At 70.1% G+C, this 17864-nt stretch carries 14 protein-coding genes and 1 tRNA gene; 13 read left to right on the top strand and 2 right to left on the bottom strand.

The window, feature by feature from the left end; all coding sequences use genetic code 11:
* Positions 1 to 83: 83 nt before the first annotated feature.
* From kdpB to ACZZZB_RS07720, 7 genes are all read left to right on the top strand, one after another.
* Positions 84 to 2249 carry a potassium-transporting ATPase subunit KdpB gene (kdpB, locus tag ACZZZB_RS07690; protein WP_463529340.1) on the top strand — a complete coding sequence of 722 codons (2166 nt, stop codon included), beginning with the start codon at positions 84 to 86 and terminating at the stop codon, positions 2247 to 2249.
* A gap of 34 nt (positions 2250 to 2283) precedes the next feature.
* Positions 2284 to 2892: a potassium-transporting ATPase subunit KdpC gene (kdpC, locus tag ACZZZB_RS07695; protein WP_191940291.1), complete on the top strand. Its 609-nt coding sequence runs from the start codon at positions 2284 to 2286 to the stop codon at positions 2890 to 2892.
* A gap of 76 nt (positions 2893 to 2968) precedes the next feature.
* Positions 2969 to 5464 (top strand): sensor histidine kinase, encoded by a 2496-nt coding sequence (locus ACZZZB_RS07700; RefSeq protein WP_463529341.1) that lies wholly within the window; start codon positions 2969 to 2971, stop codon positions 5462 to 5464.
* The gene (locus ACZZZB_RS07705; RefSeq protein WP_159877263.1) at positions 5461 to 6147 is read left to right on the top strand and encodes a response regulator; all 687 of its coding nucleotides are present in this window, start codon (positions 5461 to 5463) and stop codon (positions 6145 to 6147) included. The genes ACZZZB_RS07700 and ACZZZB_RS07705 overlap by 4 nt, the downstream gene beginning before the upstream one ends.
* A gap of 154 nt (positions 6148 to 6301) precedes the next feature.
* A complete protein-coding gene (locus ACZZZB_RS07710; RefSeq protein WP_191940288.1) occupies positions 6302 to 6754 on the top strand; it encodes an SRPBCC family protein in 453 nt (150 codons plus the stop codon).
* Positions 6744 to 6884: a hypothetical protein gene (locus ACZZZB_RS07715; protein WP_159877259.1), complete on the top strand. Its 141-nt coding sequence runs from the start codon at positions 6744 to 6746 to the stop codon at positions 6882 to 6884. The genes ACZZZB_RS07710 and ACZZZB_RS07715 overlap by 11 nt, the downstream gene beginning before the upstream one ends.
* A gap of 49 nt (positions 6885 to 6933) precedes the next feature.
* The gene (locus ACZZZB_RS07720; protein ID WP_463529342.1) at positions 6934 to 8169 is read left to right on the top strand and encodes an MFS transporter; all 1236 of its coding nucleotides are present in this window, start codon (positions 6934 to 6936) and stop codon (positions 8167 to 8169) included.
* 131 nt (positions 8170 to 8300) lie between these two features.
* Here the strand turns inward: ACZZZB_RS07720 and ACZZZB_RS07725 are convergent, their stop codons facing one another.
* A complete protein-coding gene (locus ACZZZB_RS07725) occupies positions 8301 to 9755 on the bottom strand; it encodes a threonine/serine exporter family protein (protein ID WP_085512105.1) in 1455 nt (484 codons plus the stop codon).
* Between the two features lie 146 nt (positions 9756 to 9901).
* Between ACZZZB_RS07725 and ACZZZB_RS07730 the strand changes: the two genes are divergently transcribed.
* The 3 genes from ACZZZB_RS07730 to ACZZZB_RS07740 all read left to right on the top strand — a co-directional run bounded on the left by ACZZZB_RS07730 (position 9902) and on the right by ACZZZB_RS07740 (position 14296).
* Positions 9902 to 11323: an HNH endonuclease signature motif containing protein gene (locus ACZZZB_RS07730; RefSeq protein ID WP_463529343.1), complete on the top strand. Its 1422-nt coding sequence runs from the start codon at positions 9902 to 9904 to the stop codon at positions 11321 to 11323.
* Positions 11324 to 11417: 94 nt separating this feature from the next.
* Positions 11418 to 12842, top strand: a complete 1425-nt coding sequence (locus tag ACZZZB_RS07735) for an APC family permease (RefSeq protein ID WP_463530549.1) — start codon at positions 11418 to 11420, stop codon at positions 12840 to 12842.
* A gap of 83 nt (positions 12843 to 12925) precedes the next feature.
* Positions 12926 to 14296: an LLM class flavin-dependent oxidoreductase gene (locus ACZZZB_RS07740; RefSeq protein WP_192004341.1), complete on the top strand. Its 1371-nt coding sequence runs from the start codon at positions 12926 to 12928 to the stop codon at positions 14294 to 14296.
* 358 nt (positions 14297 to 14654) lie between these two features.
* On the opposite strand, the gene ACZZZB_RS07745 is transcribed toward ACZZZB_RS07740, so the two are convergent.
* On the bottom strand, positions 14655 to 15746 hold the full coding sequence (locus ACZZZB_RS07745) for an alpha/beta fold hydrolase (RefSeq protein ID WP_463529344.1): 1092 nt from the start codon (positions 15744 to 15746) through the stop codon (positions 14655 to 14657).
* 273 nt (positions 15747 to 16019) lie between these two features.
* On the opposite strand from ACZZZB_RS07745, the gene ACZZZB_RS07750 reads away from it, so the two are divergent.
* From ACZZZB_RS07750 to ACZZZB_RS07760, 3 genes are all read left to right on the top strand, one after another.
* Positions 16020 to 16093 (top strand) — tRNA-Gly (locus ACZZZB_RS07750).
* 704 nt (positions 16094 to 16797) lie between these two features.
* Positions 16798 to 17295 carry a hypothetical protein gene (locus ACZZZB_RS07755; RefSeq protein ID WP_463529345.1) on the top strand — a complete coding sequence of 166 codons (498 nt, stop codon included), beginning with the start codon at positions 16798 to 16800 and terminating at the stop codon, positions 17293 to 17295.
* A gap of 32 nt (positions 17296 to 17327) precedes the next feature.
* Entirely contained in the window at positions 17328 to 17810 is a 483-nt protein-coding gene (locus tag ACZZZB_RS07760; protein ID WP_463529346.1) for an RNA polymerase sigma factor, read from the top strand.
* Positions 17811 to 17864: the final 54 nt, after the last annotated feature.

A 17864-nucleotide genomic window follows, 5' to 3' on the forward strand; every position in this document is an offset into this window, starting at 1 on the left:
ACGCACACCGCGTGATCATCACCGCACTCACCTCCTTCCCCGTACTCGCGCCAGGTCCCCTGGCGGAAGGGCTGTCATAAACCATGTCCACCACGCACACGCTTCCCGCCCCGGCGGAACCCGAGCAGGAGCAGGACCACCACCACGAGCCCGCGAAGGCCGCGTTCGGCCCGGCACAGCTGCTCGCCGCGACCCCGGGCGCCTTCCGCAAACTCGACCCGCGACTCATGGTCAAGAACCCGGTCATGTTCATCGTCGAGGTCGGCGCGGCACTGACCACCGTCCTCGCGATCGCCGAACCGTTCCTCGGTGGCGCGCAGGAGTCCGGTGGGTCGGCCGTGCCGGCGTCGTTCACCTGGGGCATCGCGATCTGGCTGTGGCTCACGGTCGTCTTCGCGAACCTCGCTGAGTCCGTGGCCGAGGGACGTGGCAAGGCGCAGGCCGACAGCCTCCGCAAGACGCGCACCTCGACCATGGCGAACCAGGTCACGGCCTACGACGCCTCGGCGGACCCGTCCGCGGAGCACGCCGCCATCGGCCAGGTCTCCTCGGCGGACCTCACCCTCGGCGACGTCGTCGTGGTGACCGCCGGCGAGCTCGTCCCGGGCGACGGCGACATCGTCTGGGGCATCGCCTCGGTCGACGAGTCGGCGATCACGGGCGAGTCGGCCCCGGTCGTCCGCGAGTCCGGCGGCGACCGCAGCGCCGTCACGGGCGGCACCCGCGTGCTGTCCGACCGCATCGTCGTCCGCATCACCTCGAAGCCCGGCGAGACCTTCGTCGACCGCATGATCGGCCTCGTCGAGGGTGCGGCGCGGCAGAAGACGCCGAACGAGATCGCGCTCAACATCCTGCTCGCGAGCCTGTCGATCGTGTTCGTGGTCGTGGCGCTGACGCTCAACCCGATCGCCTCCTATGCGGCGGCTCCCGTCAGCGTCCCGGTCCTCATCGCCCTCCTCGTCTGCCTCATCCCGACGACGATCGGCGCCCTGCTCTCGGCGATCGGCATCGCCGGCATGGACCGACTCGTGCAGCGCAACGTACTCGCGATGTCCGGCCGCGCGGTCGAGGCCGCCGGCGACGTCACGACCCTGCTGCTCGACAAGACCGGCACCATCACCTACGGCAACCGGCAGGCGGTCGAGTTCATCGCCCTCCGCGGCGTCACGCCGGAAGAGCTCGCTCAGGCCGCCGCCCGGTCCTCGCTCAGCGACCCGACGCCCGAGGGCAAGTCGATCGTCGACCTCGCGGCCGAGCGTGGCATCCACCTGGACGGGTCCGGGGCTGGCGAGATCGTCCCGTTCACCGCGCAGACCCGCATGAGCGGCCTCGACCAGCCGGACGGCGCACAGATCCGCAAGGGTGCCGGCTCGGCTGTGCTGGCCTGGGTGGAGTCGTTCGGCCCCCTCGCCGAGGCGACCCGCGCCGAGCTCCAGGAGCACGTCGAGGCGGTGTCCGCCGGCGGCGGCACCCCGCTCGTCGTCGCGCAGACCGACACCGCCGGCACCGCGCGGGTGCTCGGCGTCGTCCGCCTGAAGGACGTCGTGAAGGCCGGCATCGCGGAGCGGTTCGCCGAGCTGCGCGCCATGGGCATCCGCACGGTCATGATCACGGGTGACAACCCGCTCACCGCGAAGGCGATCGCCGCCGAGGCCGGAGTCGACGACTTCCTGGCCGAGGCGACGCCCGAGCAGAAGCTCGAGCTCATCCGCAAGGAGCAGGAGGGCGGCAACCTCGTCGCGATGACCGGTGACGGTACGAACGACGCTCCGGCGCTCGCGCAGGCCGACGTCGGTGTCGCGATGAACACGGGCACCTCCGCTGCGAAGGAGGCCGGCAACATGGTCGACCTCGACTCCGACCCGACGAAGCTCATCGACATCGTCCGGATCGGCAAGCAGCTGCTCATCACGCGTGGCGCGCTCACGACGTTCTCGATCGCGAACGACGTCGCCAAGTACTTCGCGATCATCCCGGCCATGTTCGCCGGGGTGTTCCCGGGGCTCGCACTGCTCAACATCATGCAGCTGCACTCCCCCGCGTCGGCGATCCTCTCGGCGATCATCTTCAACGCGATCATCATCGTGATCCTGATCCCGCTGGCCCTCCGCGGTGTGAAGTACCGACCGCTCAGCGCCTCGAAGGTCCTCAGCCGCAACCTGTTGGTCTACGGGCTCGGTGGCGTGATCGCGCCGTTCATCGGCATCAAGCTGATCGACCTCGTCGTCACCCTCATCCCCGGCTTCTGAACCTCACCCAGCACACGAAAGCAGACAGATCATCATGAGTGCATCCCGCAGCGGCATCGCCCAGTACTGGGTCGCCATCAGGGCCATGCTCGCCCTCACCGTCGTCCTCGGCGTCGGATACCCCCTCATCGTCACCGGCATCGGGCAGGCGACGATGTCCTGGCAGGCGAACGGATCCGCGGTCACCGAGGGTGGCACGACGGTCGGCTCGGCGCTCATCGGGCAGTCGTTCACCGACGCCGACGGCAAGCCGCTGCCGCAGTGGTTCCAGTCGCGTCCGTCGGCGGCCGGCGACGGCTACGACGGTGGCGCGTCGAGCGGCAGCAACCTCGGGCCGGAGAACACCGACCTCGTCGCCTCGATCGAGGAGCGCCGCGCGGCCATCGCCGCCTTCGAGGACGTCGATCCGTCGAACATCCCCGCCGACGCGCTGACGGCGTCCGCGTCCGGCCTCGACCCGCACATCAGCCCGGCCTACGCACTGCTGCAGGTGCCCCGTGTCGCCGCCGAGCGCGGCCTCGACGAGGGCGAGGTCCGTGCGCTCGTCGAGCGTCTGACGCAGGGCCCCGACCTCGGCTACCTTGGGGAGTCCACGGTCAACGTCCTGCAGCTGAACCTCGCCGTGGCCCGACTGAACGGATGACCATGCAGCGCGGACGACACAGCGCGGCCCCCGAGGTCGGCAGGCAGAGCGCCATGCTCCAGGAGGACTGAACACCATGCAGCGCGGACGACTCCGGGTGCTCCTCGGCGCGGCCCCCGGGGTCGGCAAGACCTACGCCATGCTCGAGGAGGGGCACCGCCTCGCCGGGGAGGGCGTCGACGTGGTCGTCGCGGTCGTCGAGACCCACGGTCGGGCCGCGACCGCCGCCCTGACCGAGGGGCTCGAGACGCTGCCGCGTCGGGGTGTCGAGCACCGGGGCGTGACGCTCGACGAGATGGATCTCGAGGCCGTCCTCGCGCGCCGCCCCGGACTCGCGCTCGTCGACGAACTGGCCCACACGAACGCCCCCGGCTCCACGAACGACAAGCGCTGGCAGGACGTCGAGGCCCTGCTCGCCGCCGGTGTCTCGGTGCTCTCGACGGTGAACATCCAGCACATCGAGTCGCTGAACGACGTCGTCCGGCAGATCACCGGGGCGCCGCAGCGGGAGACGATCCCCGACGCCGTGCTGCGGGCGGCCGACCAGATCGAACTCATCGACCTCGCTCCACAGGCCCTCCGCGACCGGCTCGCCGGTGGCCGGGTCTACCCGGCCGAGCGGATCGACGCCGCCCTGTCCAACTACTTCCGCCTCGGCAACCTCACGGCACTGCGCGAGCTGGCACTGCTGTGGCTGGCCGACGAGGTCGACTCCGCCCTCCGCGACTACCGCGCCGAGCACGGCATCGACAGCACCTGGGAGGCGCGCGAGCGGGTCGTCGTGGCCCTCACCGGCGGGCCGGAGGGCGAGACCCTGCTCCGACGCGGCGCACGGATCGCCGCCCGTTCCTCCGGTGGCGAGCTCATCGCGGTGCACGTGACGACGCAGGACGGCCTCCGGTCCGCGAACCCCGGTGCACTCGCGCAGCAGCGAGCGCTCGTCGACACCCTCGGCGGCACCTTCCACCAGGTCGTCGGCGACGACGTGCCGCGTGCGCTCGTGGACTTCGCGAAGGCGGCGAACGCGACGCAGCTCGTCATCGGTGTCAGCCGGCGCAGTCGCCTGTCCGCCGCGGTCACGGGGCCCGGCATCGGCAACACGGTCATCCGCGAGTCGGGCAACATCGACGTCCACATCGTGAACCACGAAGCGGCCGGCGGACGGTTCCGGCTGCCGAAGCTCGGTGGCGCCCTGAGCGCACGGCGCCACATCGCGGGCTTCGCGCTCGCGCTCATCGGCGGGCCGCTCGTCACCTGGCTCCTCCACCTCGCCCGCACGGAGGAGTCGATCACGAGCGAGGTGCTGTCGTACCAGCTGCTCGTCGTGCTCGTCGCGCTCGTGGGCGGGTTCTGGCCGGCGGTCTTCGCTGCCGTCCTGTCGGGCGTCACGCTCGACTTCGTCTTCGTCCAACCGCTCTACACCGTGACGATCGACGATCCGGCGCACCTCGTGGCGCTCGTGCTGTACGTCGTCATCGCCGTGATCGTGAGCGGGGTCGTCGACCTCTCGGCGCGACGGGCTCGCACGGCGAGGCGCGCGGCCGCGGAGTCCGAGCTGCTCGCGACGGTCGCGGGCAGCGTGCTCCGCGGCGAGGGCGCCCTGCAGGCGCTCGTCAGCCGGACCCGCGAGTCCTTCTCGCTCGCCGGGGTGCGCCTCGTCGCGGGTGAGCAGGTCCTCGCGGTCGACGGCGAACCGACCCGCGGCGGCGACTTCACGAGCATCCCGATCGGCACCCGCGCGGTACTCGAACTGCACGGCGGGGTGCTCGCCGCGTCCGACCGCCGCCTGCTCGCCGTCATCGCAGCGCAGCTCGACGCCTCACTCGAACACACCGATCTGCGCGCCACCGCCCGGGAGGTCGGCCCGCTGGCTGCCACAGACCGGGTGCGGAGCGCGCTGCTCTCGGCGGTCAGTCACGACCTCCGGCGCCCCCTCGCCGCCGCGACCGCCGCCGTCACCGGTCTGCGCGCGACCGACGTCGAGCTCACCACGGCTGACCGCCAGGACCTCCTCGAGACCGCCGACGACAGCCTGCGCACGCTCGCGGCCCTCGTCACGAACCTGCTCGACGTGAGTCGTCTCCAGGCCGGCGTCCTCGCCGTGACCGTCGCGCCGATCGACGTCGAGGACGCGATCCTGCCGGCGTTCGACGAACTGGGCATCGGGCCGCAGGACGCCGAGCTCGACCTCGCCCCCGACCTCCCGCCCGTCCTCGCGGACGCCGGCCTCCTCCAGCGCGTCATCGTGAACCTCCTGACGAACGCGCAGCGCTTCAGCCCGGACGACACCCCCGTCCGGATCGCGACGAGCGGGTTCCGCGACGCCGTCGAGATCCGCATCGTGGATCACGGCCCGGGCATCGCGCCCGACCGACGCGAGGACGTGTTCGTCCCCTTCCAGCGGCTCGGCGACACCGACAACCTCACCGGTCTCGGCCTGGGACTCGCGCTGTCGAAGGGCTTCGTCGAGGGGATGGGTGGCACACTCGAACCGGAGGACACGCCGGGTGGGGGCCTCACCATGGTGGTGTCACTGCCTGCGGCACGTGATCAGGAGGGGAGCGCTCGATGAAGATCCTGATCGCCGACGACGACCCGCAGATCCTCCGGGCCCTGCGCATCACGCTCACCGCCCGCGGCTACGAGATCATCACGGCCGAGGACGGCACCGCTGCGCTCAACGCCGCGACGACGCACCGGCCCGACCTGTACCTGCTCGACCTCGGCATGCCGGGGCTCGACGGGCGGCAGGTGATCGAGGGCCTCCGCGGCTGGACCGACGCGCCCATCCTCGTGGTGTCCGGTCGTGCCGGCTCGACCGACAAGGTCGAGGCCCTCGACGCCGGAGCCGACGACTACGTGACGAAGCCCTTCGCGATCGACGAACTGCTCGCCAGGATCCGCGCCCTCACCCGGCGGGTCCCCGGCGCCGAGGCTGAACCCACCGTGCGGTTCGGCGACATCGTGGTCGACCTCGCTGCGAAGCAGGTCACCAGGCAGACCCCTGGTGCGTCCCCGGCCACCGTCCGCCTGACGCCGACGGAGTGGCAGGTGCTCGAGCTGCTCATCCGGAACGCCGGCAAGCTCGTGACCCGACAGATGCTGCTTACTGAGATCTGGGGTCCGACGCACGTGACCGACACCGGCTACCTGCGCCTCTACATCGCGCAGCTGCGGAAGAAGCTCGAGCCTGAGCCGGCCACTCCCCGCCACCTGCTCACCGAGGCCGGCATGGGGTACCGCTTCCAGCTCTGAGCGAGCGCTCGCGTCGCGACGGGCAGGGTAACAGGTTGCAGCGCCCGAGGCCATGCCCCCGGAATCGCAGCTTGCACGCGTACCGTCGCAGTCGCGTCCGGGCTTTCCGGACGAGACCCATGCAGGTACCGCAGAACCAGAGAGGATGGCGCCCATGACCCAGGTCATCGAAACCATCGACGTCGACGTTCCCGTCTCCGTCGCCTACAACCAGTGGACCCGCTTCGAGGACTTCCCCAAGTTCCTCGACGAGGTCGACTCGATCACGCAGGTCACCGACACCCTTACCGAGTGGACGGTCAGCGTCGCCGGACAGACCCGCACCTTCGAGGCGGAGATCACCGAGCAGCACCCCGACGAGCGCGTCGCCTGGACCAGCACTGGTGGCGAGGTCGACCACGCCGGCGTCGTGACGTTCCACCGCCTCGAGGAGGCCAAGACGCGCGTCACCGTGCAGCTCGACTGGGAGCCCAAGGGGCTCCTCGAGCACCTCGGCGCAGCCGTCGGTGTGGCCGGCCATGCGGTCAAGAAGGACCTCGGCAACTTCAAGCAGCTCGTCGAATCCGAGGGCCAGACCGGACAGGGATGGCGTGGCGATGTCAAGTGACGGCCCCCGCCCCGGTCCCCCGCACACGCACGACGACGACGTGAAGCACGATGTGCCGAAGCCCGAGGAGGTCGACCCCGAGACGGGGACCGACGCCGAGGGCGACCCCGTCGAGAACCCGTCCGGCTGATCACCTGAATCCTGCCGGCCGGTACTCCCACCGCCTCTAGGCTCGGAGCATGAGTGCTCGCGCCGGTCAGGCGAACCCCCGCCCCGCGCTGTCCGCCCCTCTTCGGCGGCGGCGCGGGGCGATCTTCGTCTTCATGCTCACGGTCGGAGTGGGCCTGTCGTCCTTCATCGTCCGGACGCCGGCCGTCCGCGACCTCGTGCACGCGAGCACCGCCGAGATGGGACTCATCCTCTTCGGCATCTCCGTCGGGTCGATGACGGGCATCCTGTCGTCCGCAGCGCTCGTCCGTCGGTTCGGTGCGCGTCGCCCGATCATCATCGGCGGAGCGGCGTTCGTCATCGGACTCGCGCTCCTCGCCCTCATGGCGGGTGCCGGGCAGGGCGTCGGTGTCTTCCTCGGTCTGATCGGCATCGGTCTGGGCTTCGGCCTCGCCGAGATCGCGATCAACATCGAGGGCGCGATGATCGAGCAGCTGTCCGGGCGGTCCATCCTGCCCGTGCTCCACGGCTGCTACAGCCTGGGTTCCGTCATCGGCTCGGTCGCCGGCATCGCGCTCACGGCGATCGCCTTCCCGGTGACGATCCATCTGCTGATCGTCGCGACCGTCGCGCTGGCGGCGTTGCTGTGGGCGATCCCGAAGATCCCCGCCGAGACGGGACGACAGTCGGACATGGGTGCCGGCTCCCCCGGGATCCGTGCACAGCTCGCGGTCTGGCGGCAGCAGCGCGTGATCTTCCTCGGCCTCATCGTGCTCGCCCTCGCGCTGGCCGAGGGCGCCGCCGGCGACTGGTTGCCGCTCATCATGGTCGACGGGCACGGCACCACGGCCGCCGTCGGATCGATCGTCTTCGCCGGGTTCGCACTCGCCATGACGATCGGTCGCTTCGCCGGTGAACCGCTCCTCGCCCGCTTCGGCAAGGCCAACGTGCTGCGGGTGAGCGCCCTGGTGTCGGCGGTCGGGATCGCGCTCGTCGTCTTCTCCGACAGTGTCCTCGTCGCAGGGCTCGCGGTGCTGCTGTGGGGGCTCGGTGCGGCGCTCGGCTTCCCGGTGACCCTCTCGGCGGCGGGTGAGAGCGACGATCCGACGACGACCGTCGGCGCCGTGGCCTCGGCCGGCTACGTCGCGTTCCTCGTCGGGCCGCCGCTGCTCGGATTCCTCGGGGAGCACTTCGGTCTGCGCGGCGCGATGATCGTCGTGCTCGCGGTGGTCGTCCTGGCGTCGTTCCTGACGTCCGCGGCGAAGCCGCAGGAGCGGCAGCGGACGGCCTCGCCTACCGGTCCCTGAGTCGCAACCGCTGGTCCCTGAGCCGCAGTCGCCGGTCCCTGAGCAACACCATCCCGGTCCCTGAGCAACACCATCCCGGTCCCTGAGCCTGTCGAAGGGCGCACTTCGACAAGCTCAGTGACCGGGGCTGCTCAGCGCGGGTGCCGCTTGGAGCGCCGGATGTATCCGGGCAGCAGCACGCGGCCGGAGACGCCCGTGCGGCGGGCGAGGATCTCGCCGAGCGTGACGCCGGCGGCGAGCGCGAGGCCGGTGAGGCCCGCCTGCAGCAGCTGTTCGACCCCCTCGGAACCCTGCTCGCCGTTCACGAGCGCGAGCATGCCGCGGTAGATCGCGAGCCCGGGCAGCAGCGGCACGATCCCACAGATGGTGAGGATGATCGCCGGGATGCGCAGCCGCGGGCCGAGCGCCTCCGCGGCGAAGCCGATGATGAGCGCGGCGAGCGCACTGGCTGCGGCGGGCGCGACGCCACTGCCGGAGACGAACACGAAGACGGAGAACGCGATCGCGCCGGTGACCCCGGCGAAGAACGCTGCACGGAGGGCCGCCTGCGAGGCCATCGCCCAGGCGGCGGAGGCCACGGCCGCGCCGACGATCTGCACGGCGACGGGCCACGGGCTCACCGGGAGGTCGAAGAGGACGAGGGAGATGCCGAGGCGCCGGGCGAGGTCGAGGACGCCACCGATGCCGACCACGATCCCGATGGTGAGGAGCATCACCTCGACGAGCCGTCCGCTCGCGGTGACGGGGAACCCGTTGATCGCGTCGTCGGCCGCCCCGACGAGCGAAGCGCCGGCGAGGAGGACGACGATGCCCGACGCGACGATGAGGGCGGGCGGCAGGGCCGAGAGGTCGTCCGGGACGTAGGGGCTGAGGATCGAGATGAGGACGGCGACGGTCGTGGCGATCGCCGCCCCGGTGAGTTGCAGGAAGAAGACCGGCAGCTTCCAGACGTTCAGTGCGCGGAAGGCGCTGTCGATGAGCGCGGTGGTGGCGGCGGCGAGCAGCATCGAGACGACGCCGCCACCGAGGAGGACGGCGACGGCCGCCGCCATCGTCGACAGCAGCACGGTGACGAAGCCGCGGCGGTAGGTCCGTCGTGCGGTGAGGATGCGGTCGAGGTCGCGGTGGGCGGCGCCGAGGCGGGCGTGCAGTTCGTCGCGGAGGTCGGCCTCCTCGTCGCGGGCGACGTCGGTGACCGTCATGATCGGTTCGGACCGGTTGGTGATGCCCTCGGCGACCACGACGACCTTGGCGAGGCGGTCGAAGTCGGCGGAGGGCGAGCGGACCACGCGGAGCACGGTGACGCCCGGTGACAGCTCGGACCCGTCGTGAGCGATGAGGATGGAGGTGAAGGTGAGGTCGACCTGGCATTCGAGGTCGAACGCGCGGCACACCCGGCGGATGGCGTCGGTGACCTCGGCCGCTGCGGCTCCGAGCGCCAGCATCGACTCGCCGATCCGGCCGGCCAGCTCGAGCACCTCGCGCACGGGCCGTTCCGCGTTGAGGCGGACGACCGCCTGCTCGTCGACGCCCTCCGGCGCCGCTCCTCGGACTCCCCCGGCCAGCTGACTCAGCAGCGAACGCATACCCACCCGCTCATCGTACGAGCCACCGGTGACGGCGGGCTCGCCCTGGTGTTCGGCGGTCGTCTGTGCGAGGCGATGGGCGGGTCAGAGCGGCCCGGATCCTCGTGATCATCTCGAATGTCAGTGGTCCATGTTGGACTGGAGTCATGACCGAGACCGCCACGTTCGAGGGCCCCGAGGTGCACGAGCGCTCGGGGTATCCGGAGCACCCGGAACACCCGAGCGATGTGTTCGCCGCTCGGATGGCGTCGTTCACCGACCGCTTCGTCGACCTCGGCCGGCGCCGCGCGGCGCTCGACGCCGAGGAGGCGCAGCTGCTGGCCGAGGCCTTCTCCTACGCCGATGCGACCGCGTCAGCGCTCGTCTCCGCGAGCACCACCTCGACCGACGCCCGCGACCTCGCGAGGCGGTCGATGTGCGCGTCGCTCGCGATCGCCACGAGGATGTCCGAGCCGACGCTCCAGGCGCGGGTCGGCGACGCCGAGGCGCTCGTCCACCACGCACCCGTCGTGCTCGAGGCGCTCGCGCAAGGTTCCATCAGCGGCGGTCACGCCCGCGCGATCACCGACCAACTCCGCGACGTCCCGGCGGAGGGCCGCGCGGTGTTCCTGGAGCAGGTGCTGCCCGTCGCCCTCCGATCGACGACCGCACGCCTCCGGCAGCGCGCGAGGGTCGTACGGGAGCGGTTGCACCCCGAATCGATCACCGCTCGACGCACGCGCTCGATCACCGACCGCCGTGTCGAGCTCGAAGCTGCGGCCGACGGCATGGCCTGGCTGCACTTGTTCACCACCGCCCCGCTGGCGCACGCGATCAGGAACCGCCTCGACGCCGTCGCGGTCCCGGCGCGGATCGCGGGCGACACCCGCACGCTCGCGCAGCTGCGCGCCGACGCCCTCGCGTCGCTCGCCGTGGCCGGCACGGTGAGCGACGACGTCGGTCCCATCGCGGTCGACCCGGAGACGACCGGGGCGTTTACCTGGCTGCCCGGTTCCGCGCCGCTCGACGACGCAGCCAGGATCGCGGAGGAGGCGGTCGCCGCCGGGGCCGACCCCTTGCTCGCCGAGCCCGTCGGCATCGAGGCCCGCATCCGGGCCACCGTCCAGATGACCGTCCCGGCCCTGTCCACCCTCGGCGTCACCGACGAACCCGGCGTGCTCGACGGCTACGGCCCGATCGACCCCGACACCGCCGCCCGACTCGCCGTCACGGCCCCTTCCATGACCCGTATCCTCACCCAACCGGAAACGGGAGCCGTCGTGTCCGTCGGGCGCGAGCAGTACCGGGTACCGGCAGACCTGGCGCGCGCCGTCCGCCTGCGAGACACCACGTGTCGGGCTCCGGGCTGCGGACGAGCCGCCCGGAGCTGCGACCTCGACCACTCGGTCGCTTGGCAGGACGGCGGCACCACAGCTGTCGACAACCTGGCCTGTCTCTGCCGACATCATCACCGGCTGAAACACCTGCCGGGTTGGAACCTCGAGCACCACCCCGGCGGCATCCTCACCTGGACCACACCCGACGGCCGACGACACGAGACCAGACCCGAGCTCGCCGAGACGGGGTGAGTGCGAGCGCGCCCGACGCTCCCCGCACCCACGGTTACCATGGATACCCGTGACCAACCGCCGACTCCCGCTCCACGTGCAGCTGCGCCGGCGCATGCCGCTCGTCCGACTCGGGACGGATCCCGCCGACTCGGGGACGTCGCTCCGCCGTTCGCTCGGCGTCTGGCAGCTCACGATGATCAGCGTCGGCGCGACACTCGGCACCGGTATCTTCGTCGTCCTCGGCACCGCCGTCCCGCTCGCCGGACCCGCCGTCTGGATCGCGTTCGCGGTCGCCGGGCTCGCAGCACTCCTGTCGGCCCTGTCCTACGCCGAGATGGCCGGTTCGGTACCCGTCTCCGGATCCAGCTACTCCTACGCCTACGCGACGATGGGTGAGGGCGTCGCCTGGGTGTGCGGGTGGTGTCTCGTGCTCGAGTACGGAGTCTCCGTCGCGGCGGTCGCCGTCGGTGCCGGGCAGTACGTGAACGAGGCGCTCGCGGTCTTCGGTCTGGGACTGCCGCCGGCACTCGCGAACCCGATCGGCGTCGCCGACGGCCTGATCAACCTGCCGGCCGCGGCCCTCGTCCTCCTCGCGATGCTGCTGCTCGTCCGCGGCGCGAAGGACAGCGCCTGGGCGAACACGATCATGGTGTTCGTGAAGCTCGCCGTGCTCCTCGTCTTCGTCGTCATCGCGTTCTCGGCGTTCTCCCTCGGCAACTTCGAACCGCTCGCGCCCATGGGGGTCGCCGGTATCGCGGCAGCCTCCAGCCGGCTGTTCTTCTCCTACATCGGGTTCGACGCGGCGTCGACCGCCGGCGATGAGGCGACGAACCCACGTCGCGACCTGCCGCGCGCGATCATCCTGTCGATGGTGATCGTCACCGCCGTCTACATCCTCGTCGCCATCGCCGCGATCGGTGCCCGGCCGTGGACCGAGTTCGCCGACGACGAGTCCGCGTTCGTCGGCATCCTCACCGAGATCACCGGACAGCCGATCGTCGCCCTGTTCTTCTCCATCGGCGCGGTCATCGCCATCGCGAGCGTGGTGCTCACCGTCTACTACGGGCAGACGCGCATCCTGTACCGGATGGCGCAGGACGGCATGGTGCCGCGGGTGTTCTCGCGCGTCGGTCGCCGCAGCGGGACACCCGTCGCCGGGACCGTCATCGTCGGTGCGGTCGTCGCCGTGGTCGCCGCCCTCATCCCGCTCGGCGAGCTCGCCGACGCCACGAGCATCGGCACGCTGTTCGCGTTCGCCCTCGTGAACCTGTCGGTCATCCTCCTGCGTCGCCTGCGCCCCGATCTCGATCGCAGCTACTCCGTCCCGCTGTTCCCGGTGGTCCCGGCGCTCGGCATCGTCATGTGTCTCGGGCTGATGGTGTCGCTCGGCGGGACGACCTGGATCGTGTTCCTCATCTGGATGCTCGTCGGCGCGGCGCTCTACCTCGGGTACGGGCGTCGGCACTCGACGGTCGGTGCCCTCAGTGACGCGGAGTACGCCGAGGCGATCGCCGCGGAGGACACCTCGCGCGGGTAGTGCGCTGCGCCCAGATGACGCCCTGTTACGGGCGAGGCCGATTGCCAGGCGACGTCCGGGACTCGTGATGCAGGATCGTGCGTATGACCCGACAGATCCGCTTCAACGCCTTCGACATGAACTGCGTCGCCCACCAGGCGTCGGGCATGTGGCGTCACCCCGACGACCGCTCGAGCACCTACAAGGACCTCTCCTACTGGACGGACCTGGCGCAGCTGCTCGAGCGCGGCAACTTCGACGGCATCTTCATCGCCGACGTCCTCGGCACGTACGACGTCTACGGCGACAGCAACGAGGCCGCGATCCGCAACGGCGCGCAGGTGCCCGTGAACGACCCGATCCTGCTCGTCTCGGCGATGGCCGCGGTGACGAAGCACCTCGGCTTCGGCGTCACGGCCGGCACCGCCTACGAGCACCCGTACCCGTTCGCGCGGCGCATGTCGACGCTCGACCACCTGACGAAGGGGCGGGTCGGCTGGAACGTCGTCACCGGCTACCTGCCGAGTGCGGCGCGCAACATGGGGCACGACGACCAGCTCGAGCACGACGAGCGGTACGACGTCGCCGACGAGTACCTCGAGGTCCTGTACAAGCTGTGGGAGGGCTCGTGGGAGGACGACGCTGTCGTGCGCGACCGCGAGACGGGCGTGTTCACCGACCCGACGAAGGTCCACGAGATCGGGCACTTCGGCAAGCACTACACGGTGCCCGGCATCCACCTGTCCGAGCCGTCCACGCAGCGCACGCCGGTGATCTACCAGGCCGGTGCGTCGCCGCGCGGCATCCAGTTCGCCGCGGGCAACGCGGAGGCGATCTTCGTCGGTGCGTCGACGAAGGCCGGCCTGAAGGCGACGGTCGGACGCATCCGCGACGCCCTCGAGGCCGCCGGTCGTGACCGGTACTCGGCGAAGATCTACACGCTGCTGACGATCATCACCGACGAGACGAGCGAGCAGGCCCAGGCGAAGCACGAGGACTACCTGCAGTACGCGTCGCAGGAGGGTGCGCTCGTGTTCATGTCGGGCTGGATGGGCATCGACCTGTCGCAGTACGACCCGGAGGAGCCGATCGGTAACGTCAAGAGCAACGCCATCCAGTCGGCGGTCGCCAACTACCAGGCGGCCAATGAGGAGGGTGGCGAGTTCAAGGTGAAGGACATCGCGCGCATGGGCGCGATCGGTGGGCTCGGTCCGCGGATCGTCGGCAGTGCGTCGGAGATCGCCGACACCCTGCAGGAGTGGGTGGAGGAGACCGACGTCGACGGCTTCAACCTCGCCTACGCGATCACGCCGGGCACCTTCGAGGACATCGTCGAGTTCGTCATCCCCGAGCTGCGTCGTCGTGGCGCCTACCCCGAGGAGTACGTCGAGGGCAGCCTCCGCCACAAGCTCCACGGTCGTGGCGACCGTCTCCCCGAGGAGCACACCGGCGCTCGCTACCGCTACGCGAAGTAGGTCCGGCCCCGCCGGTCCCTGAGCCTGTCAAGGGCACCGGTCCCTGAGCCTGTCGAAGGCACCGGCCCCTGAGCCCCAACCACCTCGGTCCCTGAGCCTGTCGAAGGGCAGCACGCACCCAACCGACCGTGACCCGCTCCCCCAACCATCCCGGTCCCTGAGCCTGTCGAAGGGCACCACGCACCCAACCGACAGCGACCCGCTCCCCCAGCCACCTCGCTCCCTGAGCCCGTCGAAGGGCACAACGCACCCAACCGACCGCGACCCGGCCCCCAGCTACCTCGGTCCCTGAGCTTGTCGAAGGGCAGCACGAGTACACCCCGCCCTTCGACGCGCTCAGGCACCGAGCGTCGCCCGATCAGCGCACTCCCAGCCACTCCCTCACGGCCGCTTCGAACGCCTCCGGCGCGACGTTCCACTCCAAGCCGTGCGGCGCCGCGGCGACCTCGACAAGCTCGAACGAGGGTACGCGGCGAGCGACGGCCCGCGTGAGTTCCACGGGGATCGTCGTGTCGCCGGGCGAGTGGATCGCGAGCGTCGGCAGACCGTCGATCGGCCCGGCGGACAGCGCGCGGACCGGAACCGCTCCGCGCACGCCGGCCGATCGTGCCAGCACCGGCGTCGAGAGCACGGCGAGCGCCGAGTGCACGAGCACCCGCGGCACCCCGGCGACCGCGGCAGCGTGCAGCACCGTCTCGCTGAGGCCGAGCATCGGCGAGATGAGGATCGCGCCCTGCACCACATCGGGTCGCTCGCGTGCCGCTGCGAGGCTCAGTGCGGCGCCGTAGGACCACCCGCAGACGATGACCCGTCGCGCACCGAGCGCCACGGCGTCGTCGATGGCCGCGATGACGCGGTCGACGTCCGTGGCGTCAGCCCCGGAGCGACGCTCGGCGAACGCGGACCCGAGGCAGGTGACGAGCGACGGCAGTCCCGCGCGCTGCACGGCCTGCACGGAGCGGAGAGTCGCGAGCGGCGAGGCCCCGAGTCCGTGGGTGTGCACGACCCAGGTGTCGCCATGAGCGTCGCCGTCTACGGTCCCCTCGAATCGCCACGCCCCCGACCGTGTCCTCGGCACTCGCGCCTCGTCCACGCCGAGTTCCGCGGGTGTCACGGCCGCGCCGGTGAACCGCGCACGGGTCGCACCTGCGGGAACGCGGCCGCTGACCACACTCCGCATCACGGAGCCGTCCGTCGTCTCGCGACCGATCACCGGTCCGACGATGACCCGCGAGCCGTCGTCGAACTCGAGTCCGTATCGTCCCGGTAGCGCCGTTGCCGCTTTCCGTTCGAGCCGTACGGTCATCGGCGACGAGGTCGGCAACACCTCGCTGTAGTGCACGCGCCCGGCTCCGACGACGCGACGGGCGACCATGGCGCTCGCGACCCCGAAGCCTGCGACGGCAACGGCGGCGAGGCCGGCCACGACGACACCTGCACTGCGCTTCACGTCACACCCTCGATCCCGTCCCGCTCGGGGAACGGTGAACCAGCCTAGCTCTGAGCCACCCGGCTCACCGAGCCGGCTCCGGTCACTGAGCTGTCCATGGTCCCTGAGCCGAACCCCGGTCCCTGAGCCCAACCCCGGTCCCTGAGCCTGTCGAAGGGCACACGACCACACCCCGCCCTTCGACAAGCTCAGGGTCCGACAGGGGGCCGCACACAGGGACCGAACGGAGGCCCACCGGGTCATGTACGATTACTCAGGACGCTCCGGCGCCACGCGGATGTAGTTCAATGGTAGAACTTCAGCTTCCCAAGCTGATAGCGCGGGTTCGATTCCCGTCATCCGCTCCAAATACCTGGTCAGCGGTGATTTTTTCACGACCATGGGGCCGTCTTCGAACTGCCGCGTGAGCAAACGCCATTCTCAAGCCGATGCTTGCGATATGTACTCTCATCAGGTTATTCACACTCTGCTGAATGGTTCTCTTGACGGTGAGTCACCCGTTACTCACCGTAAACTCGCGACTCGTGTCCGCCGCAATGCTGGGTACCTCTCGAAGTGTGACGCCGAGGAGTGATCGGCCGCCCGCGGAGCGACCGTGCGGAAGTGCTGGTACTCATGCCTCCCCAGCTGTCCACGCAGCGGACGCATCGGCCATTCGGGCGACGATGGTTCGACATCGCGACCGGCGTGATGACGTTGCGCGGTGTTCTGCTTGGGTGCGCGCACGCGGTGACGGGGTGGACGTCGGTGGCCGAGCGCCCAGCACTGCTCGGCATCTCGTACCAGTGCCGGAGTGAACGAGTTGCTTCCCCCAGCCGCAGTGGCGGCGTCAGCAGGCAGACGAACTGCGAGCAGATCCGTGAGGTTCGCAACGAACAGGCTGCCCACCCTCGCAGCACCCAGGATGGCACCGATCTGTCGAAAGTCCTTGTTCGCCGCGTCATGAAGGCGTCGTGCGCACGTCGATGCGTTTGACCAGCCACGGGACGTGGTGGTAACTGACCATGCGGTGGAGGAGTCCCATGAGGCGCGTGAGCGATGCGAAGTATCGATGGCTGAACGCAACGACGTTCCGCAGCGGCCCGACCGAATGATGGTCGATGAGGACTCGATCGATTCAGACCGACGAATCCGACCCCGCTCGGCGGCGCTCGAGCGTGCGGTCGCGCAACGAGATGCGTCTCCGACCGGGTTCACGAGATACAGTACTGAAGCCCTCTTCGTCAGAGAAGACCCCCGCCGAACCGCGGACAGCGAAGGCGGCAGGAACTGGTATCCGTTCGGAACAGATTGGCGTCGCGACGGAGACGACGACAATCGCGGCAAGGGCACTTGGACGCTTTGGTGGCTCGCGACGACACAGGAAACCGTATTGGAGCGACGAGCACCACGATGGGAGCTATGGCTGCTCGGAACAGCGATCGCTTCGTTCGACCAGGCGCAAACGGTGCTTCATTCCATTGAGCCGCTCAGACCTGAGCCCAACAGCGTAGCCGTTGTGCTGGACGTCTATCGAGCTGTCGACGGACTCAATCCGAAAGCGCGTTGATGGCTCTGGCCGAACGTCCGTCCGTCAGCAGGATGACAGCTCCTGACCGCCTCGCGGCCATGCTCCAGGCCGAGCCGCAGCGGCTTCGACGTCGCAGCATCTCGTTGGGTGTCCCGGTCTCGGACGCCGACGACGCAGCCCAGAACGCCGCACTCCGCGCCTGGCGTTCGGTCGATGCGCTGCGTTCCAGTGACAGCGGATCGGTGTGCTCGTGGTTGGACACGATCGTCCGCACGACCGCGATCGACATGCACCGGGCCCGGAAGGATGACCTCGGCGAGGTGCTCTGCGAACGGCTGGAGTCGGGTCAGGACGTCGCCCGGGAGGTGGAACTGCAGGAGCAGCTGACCGCTGCCTTTCAAGCGATCGCCGCTCTCCCCCCGCCCCTTCGTGAGCCATTGCTCCTGTTCGTCATCGACGGCAGGTCCACGGGTGACATCGCGGAGGAGCTCGGCCTCTCCGCGGCAACCGTCCGGCAGCGGATCGCGCGGGCCCGACGGGCACTCCGCGGCTGATCCGGCGGTCTTGTCACATTCTTCGACGGCTCCCGTCTTTCTCGATGAACCCGC

The sequence above is a fragment of the Plantibacter sp. AC185 genome, assembly GCF_979258065.1.

Excerpts from the sequence above, each read along its gene's own strand:
- ACZZZB_RS07725 (WP_085512105.1), bottom strand. The coding sequence starts at position 9,755 with ATGCGTTCGCTGCTGAGTCAGCTGGCCGGGGGAGTCCGAGGAGCGGCG.
- ACZZZB_RS07710 (WP_191940288.1), top strand. The coding sequence starts at position 6,302 with ATGACCCAGGTCATCGAAACCATCGACGTCGACGTTCCCGTCTCCGTC.
- kdpB (WP_463529340.1), top strand. The coding sequence starts at position 84 with ATGTCCACCACGCACACGCTTCCCGCCCCGGCGGAACCCGAGCAGGAG.
- ACZZZB_RS07755 (WP_463529345.1), top strand. The coding sequence starts at position 16,798 with ATGGCTGAACGCAACGACGTTCCGCAGCGGCCCGACCGAATGATGGTC.
- ACZZZB_RS07700 (WP_463529341.1), top strand. The coding sequence starts at position 2,969 with ATGCAGCGCGGACGACTCCGGGTGCTCCTCGGCGCGGCCCCCGGGGTC.
- ACZZZB_RS07730 (WP_463529343.1), top strand. The coding sequence starts at position 9,902 with ATGACCGAGACCGCCACGTTCGAGGGCCCCGAGGTGCACGAGCGCTCG.
- ACZZZB_RS07735 (WP_463530549.1), top strand. The coding sequence starts at position 11,418 with ATGCCGCTCGTCCGACTCGGGACGGATCCCGCCGACTCGGGGACGTCG.
- kdpC (WP_191940291.1), top strand. The coding sequence starts at position 2,284 with ATGAGTGCATCCCGCAGCGGCATCGCCCAGTACTGGGTCGCCATCAGG.
- ACZZZB_RS07715 (WP_159877259.1), top strand. The coding sequence starts at position 6,744 with ATGTCAAGTGACGGCCCCCGCCCCGGTCCCCCGCACACGCACGACGAC.
- ACZZZB_RS07705 (WP_159877263.1), top strand. The coding sequence starts at position 5,461 with ATGAAGATCCTGATCGCCGACGACGACCCGCAGATCCTCCGGGCCCTG.
- ACZZZB_RS07720 (WP_463529342.1), top strand. The coding sequence starts at position 6,934 with ATGAGTGCTCGCGCCGGTCAGGCGAACCCCCGCCCCGCGCTGTCCGCC.
- ACZZZB_RS07740 (WP_192004341.1), top strand. The coding sequence starts at position 12,926 with ATGACCCGACAGATCCGCTTCAACGCCTTCGACATGAACTGCGTCGCC.
- ACZZZB_RS07760 (WP_463529346.1), top strand. The coding sequence starts at position 17,328 with ATGACAGCTCCTGACCGCCTCGCGGCCATGCTCCAGGCCGAGCCGCAG.